The following is a 16,935-nucleotide window of genomic DNA, read 5'->3' on the forward strand; positions in this document are numbered from 1 at the left end:
CATGGGTTTCGAACCGCCTCGGCGACTGACGACGGCGCTCCGCGAGAAGTACGGGGACGCCGCCGCGGCCGACTGGCTCGGGCGGCTGCCCGGCCTCGCCGAGCGGGTGCCCGAGGAGGCCGGCCTGACCGTCGAGCGGGTGGTGGCCCCCGGCGGGCGCGGCAGTCTGGTGCTGCTCGTCCGGGACGCGGAGGGCGAACCCGCCGCGCTGAAGATCGCGCCGCCGTTCGCCCGCCCGGCGCTGGAGCGGGACGCCCTCGCGCACTGGAACGGCTGGGGCGCGGTACGGCTCCGCGCCGAGGCCCCGGAGGGCTCCCTCGTCCTCGAACGGCTGCACCCGGAGGTGTCCCTCCGCTCGCTGCCGGAGGCCAAGGCGCTCCTGGAGGCCGCCGGGACCGTACGGAAGCTGTGGGTGGAGCCGCCGGCCGGGCACGGCTTCGGCACCGTCGCCGACCGCACCGCGGAGCAGGCGTCCGCCGTGGAGCGCCACCTCTCCGACCCCGTCGCCGGGGGCCTGGCGGCCGCCGCGCTCGCCGCCCGCGAGGAGCTGCTCGCCGGGACGGCCGAGGAACTGCTCCTGCACGGCGACTTCCGGCAGGGCAAGGTGCTCGGCGGCGACCGCGCGCCCTGGCTGGCCGTCGGACCCGACCCGGTCGTCGGCGAGCGCGCCTACGACCTGGCGCGGCTGGTGCGGGAGCGGGTCGAGGACCTGGTCGCCTCCTCCGCCGGCGCGCCGGCGGCCCGGCGGCGGGTCAACAAGCTGGCGGACTCGCTCGACGTCGACCGCGAGCGGCTGCGCGGCTGGACCCTCTTCCGCACCGTCGAGTCCGGCACCCGGGCGCTGGCCGGCGGGCGGCGGCAGGAGGCCGAGTGGCTGCTGGAGTTCGCCGGCTGGCTGTGAGTCCGGTGGCCGGCCTCGCGGCCGACGAACGGTGATCAGTTCGGCGACCCCCTGACAGGGAATACCCTTTTTGTATCCCTTCGTCAGGGGGTCGTGATGATCCAGGAAATCCTGCTGGCGGTCGCGGGCGCGGGCGTGGCGGTCGCCGCCTACGTCGGTGCGGCGGCGCGCGTGGTCAAGCAGTACGAGCGGGGCGTCGTCTTCCGCTTCGGCCGGCTGCGCGGGGAGGTGCGGGCGCCCGGCTTCACCATGATCGTCCCGGTGGTCGACCGGCTCCACAAGGTGAACATGCAGATCGTCACCATGCCGGTCCCCGCGCAGGAGGGCATCACCCGGGACAACGTGACCGTGCGGGTCGACGCGGTCGTCTACTTCCGCGTCGTCGACGCGGCGGAGGCGCTGGTCCGGGTCGAGGACTACCGGTTCGCCGTCTCGCAGATGGCACAGACCTCGCTGCGGTCCATCATCGGCAAGAGCGACCTCGACGACCTGCTGTCCAACCGCGAGAAGCTCAACCAGGGCCTGGAGCTGATGCTCGACTCGCCCGCGATCGGGTGGGGCGTGCAGATCGACCGCGTCGAGATCAAGGACGTCTCCCTGCCCGAGACCATGAAGCGCTCCATGGCCCGGCAGGCCGAGGCGGACCGGGAGCGGCGGGCCCGCCTGATCAACGCGGACGCGGAGCTCCAGGCGTCGAAGAAGCTGGCGGAGGCGGCGCACCAGATGGCGGAGGCGCCGTCGGCCCTCCAGCTGCGGCTCCTCCAGACGGTGATGGCCGTCGCGGCGGAGAAGAACTCGACGCTGGTGCTGCCGATCCCGGTCGAGCTCCTCCGCTTCCTGGAACGCGCCACGCCGGAGCCCGCCCGGCCGCCCGCCGCCCCTCCCTCCCCCGCGCCCCCGCCCCTCCCGCCCGTGGAGGACCTCACCGGCCCCTCCGTCGACCCGGCCCCCCGGGAAACCCGGGACGACCTGGCGGCGTAGCCCCCCGTACGGGCTCACGCCCGCGCCCCGTCGCCCCCTGGGAACTGCCGCTCGCGCCCGTCGTCCCTCCCGGCTGCGCCCGCTGTCCCGGTGCGGGGCTGTCGCCGCCGTCCCTGTGGGCAGGCGTCCCGCAGGGCGGGACGGGTGGGCACGGGGACGGCGCCCGTAGCCGGGCCGAGGCTTTCCGGGCCTGGACCCGCACCCGGGGTACGGCTCCGTACAGGTGCGGGTCCAGACACTGGTGCGGAGGCACCCGCGAAGGGTGCCGTTCCGTCGTGCCCACCCGTTCCGCCCCGGCGGAACGACTGCCCACGACGAAACGGCGGCGGCACCGCCGCACCGCCCCCGGCGAAACGGCGCGGCCGCCACCCCGTCGAGGGGGCGGCGGCCGCGCAGGGAGAGCCGGTAGGCCGGAGGGCCGAGGGGGTCAGGCCGTCAGGGCGGCGAGGGCCTCCTCGACCGTCAGCTCCTCGCGCTCGCCCGTGCGGCGGTCCTTCAGCTCCACGACGCCCTCGGCGGCGCGGCGGCCGGCGACGAGGATCTTCGGGACGCCGATGAGCTCGGCGTCGGTGAACTTGACGCCCGGGGAGACGCCGGCGCGGTCGTCGACGAGGACCCGGAGGCCCGCGGCGGACAGCTTGTCGGAGACCTCCAGGGCCAGCTCGGTCTGGAGCGCCTTGCCGGCGGCGACGACGTGGACGTCGGCGGGCGCGACCTCGGCCGGCCAGCACAGGCCCTTCTCGTCGGCGGTCTGCTCGGCGAGCGCGGCGACGGCGCGGGAGACGCCGATGCCGTAGGAGCCCATGGTGACGCGGACGGGCTTGCCGTTCTGGCCGAGGACGTCGAGCTTCAGCGCGTCCGCGTACTTGCGGCCGAGCTGGAAGATGTGGCCGATCTCGATCGCGCGGTCCAGCTTGAGGCCGGTGCCGCACTTGGGGCACGGGTCGCCGTCCTGGACGACGACGACGTCGACGTACTCGGACACCTCGAAGTCACGGCCCGCGACGACGTTCTTCGCGTGCGTGCCGTCCTTGTTGGCGCCGGTGATCCAGGAGGTGCCGGGGGCCACGCGCGGGTCGGCGAGGTAGGTGACCTTCTCCAGGCCCTGCGGGCCGACGTAGCCGCGGACCAGGTCGGGGCGGGCCGCGAAGTCCTCCTCCGTCACCAGCTCGACGGTGGCGGTGGGGCCGAAGTGCTCCTCGACCTTGTCCATGTCGACCTCGCGGTCGCCGGGGACGCCGATGGCGACGATCTCGCCGTCGACCTTCACCAGGAGGTTCTTGAGGGTGGCGGAGGCCGGCACGCCGAGGGAGGCGGCGAGGGTCTCGATGGTGGGGGTGTCCGGGGTGGGGATCTCCTCGGCCGCGGGGACGGCGGAGCCGTCGACGGCCTTGACCTCCTGGTACACGGCCTCCGTGTTCGCGGCGAAGTCGCAGTTCGGGCAGTCGGCGAAGGTGTCCTCGCCGGCCTCGGCCGGGGCGAGGAACTCCTCGGACTTGGAGCCGCCCATGGCGCCGGCGGTGGCGGCGCAGATGCGGTAGTCGAGGCCGAGGCGCTCGAAGATCCGCTGGTAGGCCTGGCGGTGGACGCCGTAGGACCGGTCCAGGCCCTCGTCCTCGGTGTCGAAGGAGTAGGAGTCCTTCATGAGGAACTCGCGGCCGCGCAGGATGCCGGCGCGGGGGCGGGCCTCGTCGCGGAACTTGGTCTGGATCTGGTACAGGATGACCGGCAGGTCCTTGTAGGACGAACACTGGTCCTTCACCAGGAGGGTGAAGATCTCCTCGTGGGTGGGGCCGAGGAGGTAGTCGCCGCCCTTGCGGTCCTGGAGGCGGAAGAGCTCGGCGCCGTACTCGTCCCAGCGGCCGGTGGCCTCGTAGGGCTCGCGGGGCAGGAGGGCGGGGAGGGTGACCTCCTGGGCGCCGACGGCGTCCATCTCCTCGCGGACGATCCGCTCGACGTTGGAGAGGACCTTCTTGCCGAGCGGCAGCCAGCTCCAGATGCCGGCGGCGGTGCGGCGGACGTAGCCGGCGCGGACGAGGAGCTTGTGGGAGAGGACCTCGGCGTCCGCCGGGTCGTCGCGCAGCGTCTTCGCCATCAACTGGGACATGCGCTGGACCGGTGCCTTGGCCATGGTTCTCGTACTCCTGCCGGGACTGAAGGTGATGGCCCCGAGGTTAGCCGGGGGGCACCGTCCGCGAGAAATCAGTTCCGGCGGGCGAGCGGCAGCGGCGCGCCCATCACCGCGTACGGGCGGGCGGCGCTCGGGAAGTGGACCTGGCGGGCGAGGTCGGCGTAGCCGAGGGAGCGGTAGAGGCCGCGGGCCGGGGACTCGGTGTCGATGGCGGAGAGGATGGAGCGCTTCTCCTCGGCGGTGTCGGTGATGGTGGTGATCAGCCCGCGGCCGAGGCCGAGGCCCTGGAAGGCGGGGTGGACGTGGAGCTCGGTGATCACGAAGGAGCCTTCGAGCCAGTCGGCGGTGCCGGTGGCGCGCAGGTACGGCTCCACGACGGTGGACCACCAGTGGGTGCGGTCGTTGGGCATCCCGTACACGAAGCCGGCGAGCCGTCCGTCGGGGGTGGTGGCCCCGTAGGCGCGGGCGCCGGGGCTCATCAGGTGGCGCAGCACGATGTGCCGGCGTACGGCGACCTCCTCGGCGTCGAGGCCGAAGGCGACCGCCTGCACGGCGAGCGCCTCGTCCACCCGGGCGGCGAGGTTGACGGGTCCGATCACGGCCTGTGCGTCGTCCATGCGGCGCACCCTACAAGCCGTCCGGGCCTCAGAACAGGACGCTCATGAAGGCGCCGGTCTCGCGGAAGCCGACGCGGCGGTACGCGGCGCGGGCGGGGGTGTTGTAGTCGTTCACGTACAGGCTGACGACGGGTGCGACGTCGGCGAGGGCGTACTGGAGGACGGCGGCCATGCCGGTCTCGGAGAGGCCCTTGCCGCGGTGTTCGGGGGCGACCCAGACGCCCTGGATCTGGCAGGCCTGGCGGGTGGCGGCGCCGATCTCGGCCTTGAAGACGACCTTGCCGTCCTCGATGCGGGCGAAGGAGCGGCCGGAGCCGACGAGTTCGGCGACGCGGGCCTGGTAGAGCAGGCCGCCGTCGCCGGCCGTCGGGGAGACGCCGACCTCCTCGGTGAACATGGCGACGCAGGCCGGCATGATCACCTCCATCTCGTCCTTGCGGACGCGGCGGACCAGGGGGTCGGGGGCGACGGTCGCGGAGGGTTCCTCGGCGACCATGAGGGGCTGGTGGGCGCGGACGTCGCGGGCGGGGCCCCAGGAGGGTTCGAGGAGCCGCCAGAGCTCGGCGGTGGGTCCGGCGGGGCCGACGATCGAGGAGCAGCGGCGGCCGATCCGGCGGGCCCGCTCGGCGAAGGCGCGGACGGCCTCGGGGGTGGCGCAGATGGGGACGAGGTTGGCGCCGGAGTAGCAGAGGGAGGTGAGCCGGCCCTCGGTGTACCAGCCCCACATCTCGCCGCCCAGGCGCCAGGGGTCGAGTCCGGCGATCCGGACGCGGGCGGTCACGAAGGCGTTCTCGACGGGGGCGCTCTCCAGGACGGCGAGGGCGGCGCCGAGATCGGCGGGTTCGAGGACCCGGGTGGTGGTCTGTGTCAACACGAGGGGCCTCACCGTGCGGGTTCTGCTGGTCCTGGCACTGTACCCCCAGGTTCCGTGCCGGGGCCCGGTACGAAGGCGAAACCCCGCCGCTCCGGAGGAGGGCGGGGTTCCGTGCGGCGGGGCCGGGGTCAGCCGGCGACGGCGATGGTCGGCTCGCCGCTCTCGACGCCGTCCTTCTCCATCTGCTCGGCGATCTTGAGGGCTTCCTCGATGAGGGTCTCGACGATCTTCGACTCGGGGACGGTCTTGATGACCTCGCCCTTGACGAAGATCTGGCCCTTGCCGTTGCCGGAGGCGACGCCGAGGTCGGCCTCGCGGGCCTCGCCGGGGCCGTTGACGACGCAGCCCATGACGGCGACGCGGAGCGGGACGGTCATGCCGTCGAGACCGGCGGTGACCTCCTCGGCGAGCTTGTAGACGTCGACCTGGGCGCGGCCGCAGGACGGGCAGGAGACGATCTCCAGGCGGCGCTGGCGGAGGTTGAGCGACTCCAGGATCTGGATGCCGACCTTGATCTCCTCGGCCGGCGGGGCGGAGAGGGAGACGCGGATGGTGTCGCCGATGCCCTGGGAGAGGAGGGCGCCGAAGGCGACGGCCGACTTGATGGTGCCCTGGAAGGCGGGGCCGGCCTCGGTGACGCCGAGGTGCAGCGGGTAGTCGCACTGGGCGGCGAGCTGGCGGTATGCCTCGACCATGACGACCGGGTCGTTGTGCTTGACCGAGATCTTGATGTCGCGGAAGTCGTGCTCCTCGAAGAGGGACGCCTCCCAGAGGGCGGACTCGACGAGCGCCTCGGGGGTGGCCCTGCCGTACTTCTTGAGGAGGCGGGCGTCGAGCGAACCGGCGTTGACGCCGATGCGGATCGGGGTGCCCGCGTCCTTGGCGGCCCTGGCGATCTCCTTGACCTTGTCGTCGAACTGCTTGATGTTGCCCGGGTTGACCCGGACCGCGGCGCAGCCGGCGTCGATCGCGGCGAAGACGTACTTCGGCTGGAAGTGGATGTCGGCGATCACCGGGATCTGCGACTTGCGCGCGATGGTGGCGAGGGCGTCGGCGTCGTCCTGGGTGGGGCAGGCCACGCGGACGATCTGGCAGCCGGAGGCGGTCAGCTCGGCGATCTGCTGGAGGGTGGCGCCGATGTCGGAGGTGCGGGTCGTCGTCATCGACTGCACCGAGACGGGTGCGTCACCGCCGACGGCCACGCTGCCGACCTGGATCTGCCGGCTCTTGCGGCGCTCGGCGAGCCGGGTCGGAACGGTCGGGATACCGAGAGAAATCGCGGTCATGAGTCTGTGCAACCTCAAGGTCGTGCGTCGGCGGGCTCGGGCTTCCGAGGTTACCGCCCCGGGGGCGGGGGGCCGGACACGGTCGTGCCCGTCCCCCCTGGGAGTCACGTCAGCTTCACCGGATTGACGATGTCGGCGGCGAGGACGAGCAGGGTGAAGCAGACGAAGACGCCGGCGACCACGTAGGCGGCGGGCATCAGCCGGGCCACGTCGAACGGGCCGGGGTCGGGGCGCTTGAAGATCCGGGCCGTGTGGCGGCGGACGGACTCCCACAGGGCGCCCGCGATGTGACCGCCGTCGAGCGGCAGCAGCGGGAGCATGTTGAACAGGAACAGCGAGACGTTGAAGTACACCAGCAGGTTCATGAACATGACGAGGATCGCCGACGGGGGCGCCTCGATGGTCATGAGCTCGCCGGTGATCCGGGCGGCGCCGACGACGCCGACGGGCGAGTCCTCGGCGCGCTCGCCGTCGCCGAAGGTGGCGTCCCACAGGCCGGGGATCTTGCCGGGGAGGGCGATGACCGAGTGGACGCCGTTCTCCAGCAGGTCGCCCATCCGCTCGGTGGACTCGCCGAAGGAGAGGGCGGCGACCTCGGTCTTGGAGGCGAAGCCGAGGTATCCGGCGTCGACGTAGGCGGCCGGCCGGACGACCTGGCCGTCCTCGTCCTTCTTCAGGACCTTGTTGGCGACCAGCGTCGGGTGCAGGTCGATCCGCTGCCCGGCCCGCTCCACGGTGAGGGTGGCAGGGCCGATGGTGTCCCGGATGCGGTCGGAGAGGGTGTCCCAGTCGGCGACGGGGGTGCCGTTGAAGGCGACGATCCGGTCGCCCTCCTTGAGGCCAGCCTCGAAGGCCGGGGAGACCGGGTCGCCCGGAGCGCACTTCTCGCGCTGGTCGTCCTGCTCGATGACGCACTTCTGGACGCCCGCGACCTTGGTGGTCTGGCCCTCGATGCCGAGGGTCATCATCGAGCCGTAGAAGAGGCCGAGGGCGAGGACCAGGTTCATGAACGGTCCGGCGAACATGACGATCACGCGCTTCCACGGCTTGCGCGTGTAGAAGAGCCGGGTCTCGTCGCCGGGCTGGAGCTCCTCGTACGACGCCTCGCGGGCGTCCTCGATCATGGAGCGCCAGGGCGAGGTGGAGCGGGCCTCGATCTTGCCGTCCTCGCCGGGCGGGAACATGCCGATCATGCGGATGTAGCCGCCGGCCGGGATGGCCTTGATGCCGTACTCGGTCTCGCCGCGCTTCTTCGACCAGATGGTGGGGCCGAAGCCGACCATGTACTGCGGCACGCGGATGCCGAAGAGCTTGGCCGTGGAGAGGTGGCCCAGCTCGTGCCAGGCGATGGAGACGAGCAGTCCCAGGGCGAACAGGACGATCCCCAGGACGTAGAGGAGTACTTCCGTCATGCGCGCGCCTCCGCCGTTGCCTTCGCTGCGAGTTCCCGGGCCCGGGCGCGGGCCCAGGTCTCCGCTTCCAGGACGTCCGGCACCGTCAGGGAGGTTCCCCCGGCGGGCCGGCCGTGTTCGGTGACGACCGCGGTGACGGTGTCCATGATGCCGTTGAAGGGGAGCCGTCCGGCGAGGAACGCCTCCACGCACTCCTCGTTGGCGGCGTTGAAGACGGCGGGGGCGGTGCCGCCCAGCTCGCCGACGTGCCGGGCCAGGTTCACCGACGGGAACGCCTCGTCGTCCAGCGGGAAGAACTCCCACGTGGACGACTTGGACCAGTCGAAGGCGGGGGCCGCGTCGGGGACCCGCTCGGGCCAGCCGATGCCGATGGCGATGGGGCCGCGCATGTCCGGCGGGGTGGCCTGGGCGAGGGTGGAGCCGTCCGTGAACTCGACCATCGAGTGGACGTAGGACTGGGGGTGGACGACGACCTCGATGCGGTCGAAGGGGATGTCGTAGAGGAGGTGCGCCTCGATGACCTCCAGGCCCTTGTTGACCAGGGTGCTGCTGTTGACCGTGATGACCGGTCCCATCGCCCAGGTCGGATGGGCCAGCGCGTCCTCGCGGGTGACGTGCTCCAGCTCGGCCCGGGTCCGGCCGCGGAAGGGGCCGCCGGAGGCGGTGACGACCAGCTTGCGGACGTCGGCGCGGGTGCCGGCGGCGAGCGCCTGGAAGAGGGCGGCGTGCTCGGAGTCGACCGGGATGATCTGGCCGGGCTTCGCGAGCGCCTTCACCAGCGGGCCGCCGACGATCAGCGACTCCTTGTTGGCGAGGGCGAGGGTGCGGCCGGCCTCCAGGGCGGCGAGGGTCGGCGCGAGGCCGATGGAGCCGGTGATGCCGTTGAGGACGGTGTGGCACGGGGAGGCGGCCAGCTGGGCGGCGGCGTCCGGGCCGGCCAGGATCTCGGGCAGCGGCTCGGAGCCGTACAGCGCCTTCAGGGCCGTGCGCAGCTCCTCGACGGCCTCCTCGCGGGCGACGGCGACCTGGGCGACCCGGAGGCGGTGCGCCTGCTCGGCGAGGAGCGCGACCCGGCCGCCGGAGGCGGCCAGGGCGGTGACCCGGAAGCGGTCGGGGTTGCGCAGCACCAGGTCGATGGCCTGGGTGCCGATGGATCCCGTGGAGCCGAGGACGACGACGTCCCGGCGGCCTTCGGCCGGATCGAAGGCGATGTGCGGGTCGGCGAGAGGAGAGGGGCGGTCGCTCATGCCCCCCATTCTTGCCCCAAACGCTGTGCGCTCCTCACGGGGTCCGGGCGAACGCGCCGAATGTTCCGAATCCCCCGAACACCCGGTGGAAGTCCGGGAAGGTCTTCTTCACGCAGCCGGGGTCGTCGAAGGTGATGCCGGGGGTGCGCAGGGCGGTGACCGCGAAGGACATGACGATCCGGTGGTCGCCGTGGGTGGCGATCTCCACGGGCCCGGCGGGGGTGCCGGGCCGGATCTCGATCCAGTCGGGTCCGGTGGTCACGGGGACGCCGAGGCGGCGGAGGTTGTCGGCGCAGGCGTCGAGCCGGTCGCACTCCTTGACCCGGGTGTTGGCGACGTCCTCGATGCGGACCGGGCCGTCGGCGAAGGGCGCGAGCGCGGCGAGGGTCGGCATGGTGTCGGAGATGTCCCGCATGTTGACGGTCAGCCCGCGCAGGGTGCCGGTGGAGCGGACGGTGGTGGCCCCGTCGGTGACCTCGACGTCGGCGCCCATGCGGCGCAGCACGTCGACGAAGGCGAGGTCGCCCTGGAGGGCGCCGGTGCCGAGCCCGGGGACGGTGACCGAGCGGCCGGGTCCGAGGGCGGCCGCGGCGAAGAAGTAGCTGGCGGTGGAGGCGTCGGGCTCGATCGCGTACGTCCGGGCGCGGTAGCCGGTGGGGGCGACGCGGTAGGTGCGGCCCCGCTCGTCGTCCTCCCGGGTGACCTCGGCGCCGAAGGACCGCATCATCGCGAGGGTGATCTCGACGTACGGCTCCGAGACCAGGTCGGTCACGGTGACGGCGAGGCCCTCGGCGGTGAGCGGGCCGAGCATCAGCAGGGCGGTGAGGTACTGGGAGGACTGCCCGGCGTCGAGGGTGAGCGCGCCGCCCCGGACGCCGTCCGCGTGGACGGAGAGCGGGTGGTGGCCTTCCTTCCCGCCGTGCCGCAGGTCCACGCCGAGCTCGCGCAGGGCGGTGGTGAGCGGGCCGAGGGGACGGCGGCGCATCTGCGCGGAGGCGTCGAAGCGGAAGGTGCCCCGGCCGGCGGCGGCGAGGGCGGGCAGGAAGCGGGCGGTGGTGGCGCCGTCGCGGCAGTACACGTCGGCCTCGGCGGTCCCCGGTCCGGCGGGACGGCCCTCGACGTGCCAGGCGCCGGGCTCGCGGCGGACCGCGTAGCCGAGGGCGGCGAGCCCTTCGGCGAAGCCCTCGGTGTCGTCGGAGACGAGCGGGCGCAGGAGGGTGGTGGTGCCCTCCGCGGCGGCGGCGAGGAAGAGCGCGCGGGCGGTGACGGACTTGGAGCCGGGGATGTCGATGACGGTCACGCCGGTCATCCTGCCGTGGCCGGCCGCGCCGTCGCCTCGCGGTCCGCCTGCTGGACGCGGACGCGAGGAGGCGGCCCGAGCCCCCGCACAGTGGGCTCGGACCGCCTGGTCTCGTGGGACGCGGGTCCTACAGGGCGAGGCCGGTGAGGACCAGCACGCGCTCGTAGGTGTAGTCGTCCATGGCGTACGCGACGCCCTCGCGGCCGACGCCGGAGCGCTTGGCGCCGCCGTACGGCATCTGGTCGGCGCGGTACGAGGGGACGTCGCCGACGATCACGCCGCCGACCTCCAGGGCGCGGTGGGCGCGGAAGGCGGTCTGGAGGTCGTGGGTGAAGACGCCGGCCTGGAGGCCGAAGTCCGAGTCGTTGACCGCGGCGAACGCCTCGGTCTCGCCGTCGACCCTGGCGACGGTGAGGACCGGGCCGAAGACCTCGGAGCGGGCCAGGGTGACGTCGGCCGGGAGGTCGGTGAGGACGGTCGGGGCGTAGGCGGCGCCCTCGCGCTTGCCGCCGGCGAGGAGCTTCGCGCCGGCCGCGACGGCCTCGTCCACCCAGGACTCGACGCGCCGGGCGGCGGCCTCGTCGACGAGCGGGCCGACGTCGGTGGCGTCGTCCGCCGGGTCGCCGGTGACCTGGGCCTCGACGGCCGCGACGATCTTCGGCAGCAGGCGGTCGTAGACGGTGGCGTCGGCGATCACGCGCTGCACGGAGATGCAGGACTGGCCGCCCTGGTAGTTGGAGAAGGTCGCGATGCGGCTCGCGGCCCAGTCCAGGTCGGCCTCGGAGGACCAGTCGGCGAGGACGACGGCGGCGGCGTTGCCGCCGAGCTCCAGGGTGCAGTGCTTGTGCGGCACCGACTGCTGGATGGCGTAGCCGACCTTGTCCGAGCCGGTGAAGGAGATGACCGGGAGGCGCTCGTCCTGGACGAGGGCGGGCATCCGGTCGTTCGGCACGGTGAGGATCGACCAGGAGCCGGCCGGCAGGTCGGTCTCGGCCAGGATCTCGCCCAGGATGAGGGAGGAGATCGGGGTGGCCGGGGCCGGCTTGAGGATGATCGGGGCGCCGACGGCGATGGCCGGGGCGACCTTGTGGGCGCTGAGGTTCAGCGGGAAGTTGAAGGGCGCGATGCCGAGGACGACGCCCTTGGGCACGCGGCGGGTGAGGGCGAGGCGGCCCGCGCCGCCGGCCTCGGTGTCCAGGCGCTGGGCCTCGCCGGCGTTCCAGCGGCGGGCCTCCTCGGCGGCGAAGCGGAAGACGGAGACGGCACGGCCGACCTCGCCGCGGGCCCACTTGATGGGCTTGCCGTTCTCGGCGGAGATGACCTGGGCGATCTCCTCGGTGCGCTCGGCGAGCCGCTTCGACACGTGGTCGAGGGCGGCGGCGCGGACGTGCGCCGGGGTGGCGGCGAACTCGTCGACGACCGCGTGGGCGGCGGCGACGGCCTCCTCGACCTGGGCCTCGGTGGGCACGGCGACCTTGCCGACCAGACGTCCGTCGTACGAGTTCGTGACGTCGAAGGTGGTGTCGCCGGTGGCCTCACGGCCGGCGACCCAGAAGGCGTGGGTGGTCGTCATTGCGCGTCCCGGCCCTTTCCGTTGCTGCGGGTGCGAGCGGTCGCCCCGTGCGGGCGGCCGTCCTCCAGAGCGGTTGCTCTCCAGACACGTTAGGGCCGGGGACGCGAACGGGCGTTTGTCCGCGATGGAGTGGTGCGCCGGCGGCCCTGTCCGCTTTGGCCTGCCGGGCGGGGTGCGGGGACGTGCCGTCAGCGCTCCTCGTACGCGGTGAGGGGCGGGAAGTAGCCGTCGCCCCAGCGGACGGCGATCAGCCGGTCCTCGAAGCCGTGGAGCGCCTTGACCTCGCCGGCGGAGCCGCCCACCGAGTCGGGGAAGGTGCGCAGGTCGCGCTCGTCGCCGTTGTCGGCGTCGAGGACGACGAGCCCGTCCTCCCCCTGCGAGCCGTACACGTCGACCAGGGCGGTGACCCTGCCGTCCGCGACCCGCAGCCCGATGACGTCCTCCCGGTCGTCGAGCTCCGCGCGCCAGAGCCGCTGCCCGCTGCGCAGGTCGAAGGCGCTGACGACGTCGTCGTAGTCGATCTCGGCGACCGTGTAGAGGCGCCCGTGGGCGATCCGGGTGAGGGCGGGCTCGTCGACGGGCGACCGGAGGGTGCCGTTGGCCGGGCCGGAGGCGATGCGGCCCTGGGGGCGCCCGTCGTCGCCGAAGGAGAGGAAGGTCGGACGGCCGCTGTCGTCCAGGCTCTGGACCGCCACCACGGGCGGGTCGGCGGAGACGAGGACCGGGTCGTGCTGCATCGGCATGACCTTCTGCCGCTCGTCGAGGGGGGTGGTCCAGCGGACCCCGCCGTTCGCCGGGTCGAGGGCGGTGAGGCTGATGTCGTCGTCGCAGACCACCAGGGCCAGGACCTGGCTCCGGCCCGCGGCGACGCCGTACGGCACGCAGCCCGCCGGCAGCCGCGCCGACCACTTGGGCGCGCCGGTGCGCAGGTCGAGGGCGCGCAGCGCGCGGTCGGCGCGGAGCACCCCGGGATCGCCCGGCCGGGCGTACGTCCAGGCGCCGTCCTCGTCGCGGACGACGGCGAGGCCGCCGCCGACGGCGACGACGTCGTGCTCGGCCTGGAGGGCGGTGTCCTCGGGGACCCGTGCGCTCCGCCACAGCGCGCGCCCGTCGGCGAGGGAGAGCGCGGTGACGGTGGAACAGCCCGCGCCGGAGCCGGTGGGGGCGGTGCCGGTGCCGGTGCCGGCGGAGTCGCTGCCGGTGGGGGCGGGGTCCGTGGCGGCGGGATCGGCGGTGGGGTCGGCGATGGGATCGTACGTGCCGAGGACGACGAGGGCGATGCCGTCCTCGGCGGCGGTGCTCACGGCGCACACCCGGGCGCGGCCGGGCGGGGTGAAGGTCCAGCGCTCGCGCCCGGACCGGGCGTCGTGGCCGGTGACGGACTCGGCGTGGCTGCGGACGACGGTGTCGCCGCTGAGCCAGGAGCCGTTGCCGTACTCGCGGGCGCGCGACCCGGCCGGGGTGCTCCAGACCTCGCGCATCGAGTCGCCGGGGAGGTAGCCCTCGCTCGCGAGGATGCCGGCGGTGGCGCCGCCGCAGCCCGCGAGGACGGCGAGGAGGACACCGCCCACGACGGCGTACCGGGCGAGCCGGGAACCGCTCCCCTTCCCCCTGCCGCCGGCGGGCGCGCTCCCCGCCGGTCTGCCGCCCTTCTCCCCCGCCGTGCCCCCGGCGCCCTTCGCGCCCCCGGCACCCTTCGTCCCCGCCGTCGCCATCCGGATCCCCGCCCCTGCCGTCCCGTGTCGTCGTGCGCACGCCCGGACGGCGTGCGGGGTCAGCGTAGGACCCGGACGATCTCTCCCGTCACCCCCTCCGCTCGGTGGAGACGATGAGGCAGACGGCCGCCACGACGATCCCGCCGCCCAGGAGGATCGGCCAGGTCAGGGCCTCGCCGAGGATCAGCGCGCCGAGCAGGACGGCCACGACCGGGTTGACGTACGCGTAGGTGGCGGCGAGCGAGACCGGGGCGGACTGGAGCAGCCAGGCGTACGCGGTGAAGGCGATCAGCGAGCCGAAGACGACCAGGTAGGCGAGGGCCGCCCAGGAACGGCCCGACACCGCTCCGGGGTCGAAGCCGTGGTGCTCGCCGCGGAGCAGGCCGAGGACGATGCCGCCGAGACCGCCGGCCAGCATCTCGTACACGCTCGCGGTGAAGGGGTTGGCGGGCATGGGCAGCCGGGCGGAGGAGACCGTGCCGAGCGACCACAGCAGGGCGGCGAGCACGACGAGGAGCACGCCGCCGATGCCGATGTCGCCGCTGAGCCCCGGCAGGGTCAGGACGGCGAGGCCGGCCATCCCGATCAGGACGCCGCCGTACGCGCCGGGCCCCGGGCGCTCGCCGGTGGCGGTGCGCAGCAGGACGACCCAGACGGGGACGGCGGCGATCAGGAGGGCGGCGAGACCGGAGGGGACGGTGGTCTCGGCGAGGTTGACCAGCCCGTTGCCGCCGAGGATGAGGAGCAGCCCGACGAGCGCGGCGGAACCGAGCCGGCGCCGGTCCACCTTGAGGGCGGCGGGCCCGTGCCGCCAGGCGACGATCGCGGCGAGGAGCACTCCGGCGACGACGAAGCGGGAGCCGGAGGCCAGGAACGGCGGGACGGTCTCGACGACGATCCGGATGCCGAGGTAGGTGGAGCCCCAGACGACGTAGACGATGCCGAGGGCGGCCCAGACGGCACCGGTGATGCGCCGGGGGGCGGGGGCCGCGAGCGTGCCGGACGCGGGGATCGTCGTGGTCGTCGTGGTCGTCGTGGTCATCTTGATCGTCGTGGCCGTCTTGGCCGTCGTGGTCGTCTTGGCCGCGGAGGCCGAGGCGGGGGCGGGATCGGGATCGGGATCGGCGGCAGGGCTTGTCATGAGCAGGAGAGTATTGAACCGCCGGGAACCCGGCCAGGAATTCTGCCCGGCTTCGGGCAGGGAGCCCGCGGTCGGACCCGGATCCGGGCAGGCCCCGGGGGGGAGGCCGACGGGACCGAGGGAGCCTCACGCCCCCTCCCCCTCCTCCCCCGTCGCCTTGAGGGCCAGCCACAGCTCCATGCGGACGTCCGGGTCGTCGAGCGAGCGCCCCAGGATCTCCTCGACGCGCCGCATCCGGTAGCGCAGGGTGTGCCGGTGGACGCCGAGGTCGGCGGCGGCGGCGTCCCACTGTCCGTGCCGGGAGAGCCAGGCGCGCAGGCTGGCGACCAGGTCGCCCCGGCCGGTGGCGTCGTGCTCGCGCAGCGCCCGCAGCATGCCGTCGGCGAAGGCCCGTACGGCGTCGTCGGCGAGGAGCGGCAGTACGGAACCGGCCGCCAGGTCCTCGTGCTCGACGAGGGCGCGGCCCCGGCGGCGGGCCACCGACAGGGCCTGCTCGGCCTGCTTGTACGCGGTCGCCGCGGTGGCCCGGCCGGCGGGGGCGGAGAGCCCGACGACCACCCCGGCCTCGTCGGCCTCGCGCTCGGCGTACCCGGCGCAGGCCGCGACGACCGCGCCGCCGTCGCCCGCGAGGACGACGAGCCGGTCCTCGCCCTCGGGGACGGCGAGCACGGCCTCTCCGGCGCGGGCGGCGGCGGCCTCCAGGGACTCGGCGAGCACCGGCAGCGGGGGTTCGGCACGCTCGGCGCCGGAGCCCGGCTCCGCGACGAGCAGCCGGAAGGGGGCGTCGAGCAGGTCGCCGTACACGTCGCCGGCGACAGTACGGGCGTGCTCCGGCTGGCCCGCGAGCATCATGCGCAGCACGGCGGCGCCGAGGCGCTGCTCGGCGGCCTGGAGGGAACGGGAACGCTCGGTGGTGAGGGTGAGCAGCGCGATCGCGGAGTGGACGGCGTAGCGCTCGGCGGTGCCGAGGGGGGCGCCGGTGCCGACGGCGAGCGCGCCGCGGACCCGGCGGCCGGTGCCGAGGGACTGGAGCTCGACCCGGTCGTCGGTGCCGCCGACGACGGCGCTGGCGGGGGCGGGGCGTTCGCGCAGCCGCTCGACGTCCGGGGTGAGGCGGGCGGCGCGGCGGGCCGCCCAGTCCGGGGAGACGGCGACGACCGCGCCGGAGGCGTCGTAGAGCGCGGCCCAGCCGTCGACGTGCGCGGCGAGCCGGGAGACGACCGCGTCCGGGCCCTCGGCGAGCGCGGCCCGGGTCAGCTCGCGCTGCGCCTCGAAACCGGCGGTCACGGCCCGGTACTGGTCGGCGGCGATGGCGGCGGAGACGGCCTTGCTGATCGCGAGGAACGGGGTGCGGCGCGGCACTTCGAGCAGCGGCAGGTGCTCGTCCCGGGCGGCTTCCAGGAGCGCGCCCGGGATCTCGTCGTAGTTCACCCCCACGGCGAACCCGAGCCCCACGACCCCCGCGCCGAGCAGCCGCCGCACGTACCGGCGCATCGCCTCGCCGTCCTCGGCGTCCAGCGTGAGGGCCGTGGTCAGCAGCAGCTCCCCGCCCTCCATGTACGGCACGGGATCCGCCAGCTCGCTGACGTGGGCCCAGCGGACGGGCGTGTCGAGACGGTCCTCCCCGGCCCGGACGACGAGCCGGAGCGAGGAGTGCTGGACGAGCGAGGCGAGGGTGGGCGGCATAGGGACCGGCGGACCTTAGAACAGCAGGACCGGACCCGGAGACGCCCCGGCCCGGCGACGGAACGCCGCTG

13 protein-coding genes are annotated in these 16,935 nt (G+C 74.1%); 2 read left to right on the top strand and 11 right to left on the bottom strand.

The genetic code is table 11. The features are described from left to right. Window position 1 precedes the first annotated feature (1 nt). Together IE326_RS04220 and IE326_RS04225 are read left to right on the top strand one after the other, a co-directional pair. The gene (locus IE326_RS04220) at window positions 2-901 is read left to right on the top strand and encodes an aminoglycoside phosphotransferase family protein (protein ID WP_190040860.1); all 900 of its coding nucleotides are present in this window, start codon (window positions 2-4) and stop codon (window positions 899-901) included. A gap of 96 nt (window positions 902-997) precedes the next feature. Next, entirely contained in the window at window positions 998-1,882 is an 885-nt protein-coding gene (locus tag IE326_RS04225) for a slipin family protein (protein WP_190040861.1), read from the top strand. Between the two features lie 427 nt (window positions 1,883-2,309). On the opposite strand, the gene IE326_RS04230 is transcribed toward IE326_RS04225, so the two are convergent. The 11 genes from IE326_RS04230 to IE326_RS04280 form a co-directional block, all read right to left on the bottom strand. Beyond that, window positions 2,310-4,013 carry a proline--tRNA ligase gene (locus IE326_RS04230; RefSeq protein WP_190040862.1) on the bottom strand — a complete coding sequence of 568 codons (1,704 nt, stop codon included), beginning with the start codon at window positions 4,011-4,013 and terminating at the stop codon, window positions 2,310-2,312. A 71-nt stretch (window positions 4,014-4,084) separates the two neighbouring features. Then, complete coding sequence (locus IE326_RS04235) at window positions 4,085-4,630, bottom strand: GNAT family N-acetyltransferase (protein WP_150232120.1); 546 nt, start codon at window positions 4,628-4,630, stop codon at window positions 4,085-4,087. A gap of 28 nt (window positions 4,631-4,658) precedes the next feature. Next, window positions 4,659-5,504, bottom strand: a complete 846-nt coding sequence (locus IE326_RS04240; protein WP_150232119.1) for a GNAT family N-acetyltransferase — start codon at window positions 5,502-5,504, stop codon at window positions 4,659-4,661. A gap of 128 nt (window positions 5,505-5,632) precedes the next feature. Then, window positions 5,633-6,790 (bottom strand): flavodoxin-dependent (E)-4-hydroxy-3-methylbut-2-enyl-diphosphate synthase, encoded by a 1,158-nt coding sequence (gene ispG / locus IE326_RS04245; RefSeq protein WP_150232116.1) that lies wholly within the window; start codon window positions 6,788-6,790, stop codon window positions 5,633-5,635. 104 nt (window positions 6,791-6,894) lie between these two features. After that, window positions 6,895-8,202: a M50 family metallopeptidase gene (locus tag IE326_RS04250; RefSeq protein ID WP_190040863.1), complete on the bottom strand. Its 1,308-nt coding sequence runs from the start codon at window positions 8,200-8,202 to the stop codon at window positions 6,895-6,897. Continuing rightward, window positions 8,199-9,449, bottom strand: a complete 1,251-nt coding sequence (gene dxr / locus IE326_RS04255) for a 1-deoxy-D-xylulose-5-phosphate reductoisomerase (protein WP_190040864.1) — start codon at window positions 9,447-9,449, stop codon at window positions 8,199-8,201. The genes IE326_RS04250 and dxr overlap by 4 nt, the downstream gene beginning before the upstream one ends. 34 nt (window positions 9,450-9,483) lie before the next feature. Continuing rightward, on the bottom strand, window positions 9,484-10,749 hold the full coding sequence (gene aroA / locus IE326_RS04260) for a 3-phosphoshikimate 1-carboxyvinyltransferase (protein ID WP_150232110.1): 1,266 nt from the start codon (window positions 10,747-10,749) through the stop codon (window positions 9,484-9,486). 127 nt (window positions 10,750-10,876) lie between these two features. Beyond that, window positions 10,877-12,322, bottom strand: coding sequence for an aldehyde dehydrogenase family protein (locus IE326_RS04265; protein ID WP_190040865.1), 1,446 nt, complete (start codon window positions 12,320-12,322; stop codon window positions 10,877-10,879). A gap of 188 nt (window positions 12,323-12,510) precedes the next feature. Then, window positions 12,511-14,037 carry an outer membrane protein assembly factor BamB family protein gene (locus IE326_RS04270; protein WP_190040866.1) on the bottom strand — a complete coding sequence of 509 codons (1,527 nt, stop codon included), beginning with the start codon at window positions 14,035-14,037 and terminating at the stop codon, window positions 12,511-12,513. A gap of 88 nt (window positions 14,038-14,125) precedes the next feature. Continuing rightward, window positions 14,126-15,178 (bottom strand): EamA family transporter, encoded by a 1,053-nt coding sequence (locus IE326_RS04275; protein WP_308440299.1) that lies wholly within the window; start codon window positions 15,176-15,178, stop codon window positions 14,126-14,128. A 126-nt stretch (window positions 15,179-15,304) separates the two neighbouring features. Beyond that, window positions 15,305-16,864 carry a PucR family transcriptional regulator gene (locus IE326_RS04280; protein WP_190040867.1) on the bottom strand — a complete coding sequence of 520 codons (1,560 nt, stop codon included), beginning with the start codon at window positions 16,862-16,864 and terminating at the stop codon, window positions 15,305-15,307. Window positions 16,865-16,935: the final 71 nt, after the last annotated feature.

The organism is Streptomyces filamentosus, from assembly GCF_014654895.1.
Taxonomy (GTDB): Bacteria; Actinomycetota; Actinomycetes; order Streptomycetales; family Streptomycetaceae; genus Streptomyces; species Streptomyces filamentosus.

Coding starts and splice junctions, on each gene's coding strand:
- IE326_RS04220 (WP_190040860.1), top strand. CDS start 2: ATGGGTTTCGAACCGCCTCGGCGACTGACGACGGCGCTCCGCGAGAAG.
- IE326_RS04230 (WP_190040862.1), bottom strand. CDS start 4,013: ATGGCCAAGGCACCGGTCCAGCGCATGTCCCAGTTGATGGCGAAGACG.
- IE326_RS04225 (WP_190040861.1), top strand. CDS start 998: ATGATCCAGGAAATCCTGCTGGCGGTCGCGGGCGCGGGCGTGGCGGTC.
- IE326_RS04280 (WP_190040867.1), bottom strand. CDS start 16,864: ATGCCGCCCACCCTCGCCTCGCTCGTCCAGCACTCCTCGCTCCGGCTC.
- IE326_RS04235 (WP_150232120.1), bottom strand. CDS start 4,630: ATGGACGACGCACAGGCCGTGATCGGACCCGTCAACCTCGCCGCCCGG.
- IE326_RS04250 (WP_190040863.1), bottom strand. CDS start 8,202: ATGACGGAAGTACTCCTCTACGTCCTGGGGATCGTCCTGTTCGCCCTG.
- dxr (WP_190040864.1), bottom strand. CDS start 9,449: ATGAGCGACCGCCCCTCTCCTCTCGCCGACCCGCACATCGCCTTCGAT.
- IE326_RS04275 (WP_308440299.1), bottom strand. CDS start 15,178: ATGACAAGCCCTGCCGCCGATCCCGATCCCGATCCCGCCCCCGCCTCG.
- IE326_RS04265 (WP_190040865.1), bottom strand. CDS start 12,322: ATGACGACCACCCACGCCTTCTGGGTCGCCGGCCGTGAGGCCACCGGC.
- ispG (WP_150232116.1), bottom strand. CDS start 6,790: ATGACCGCGATTTCTCTCGGTATCCCGACCGTTCCGACCCGGCTCGCC.
- IE326_RS04270 (WP_190040866.1), bottom strand. CDS start 14,037: ATGGCGACGGCGGGGACGAAGGGTGCCGGGGGCGCGAAGGGCGCCGGG.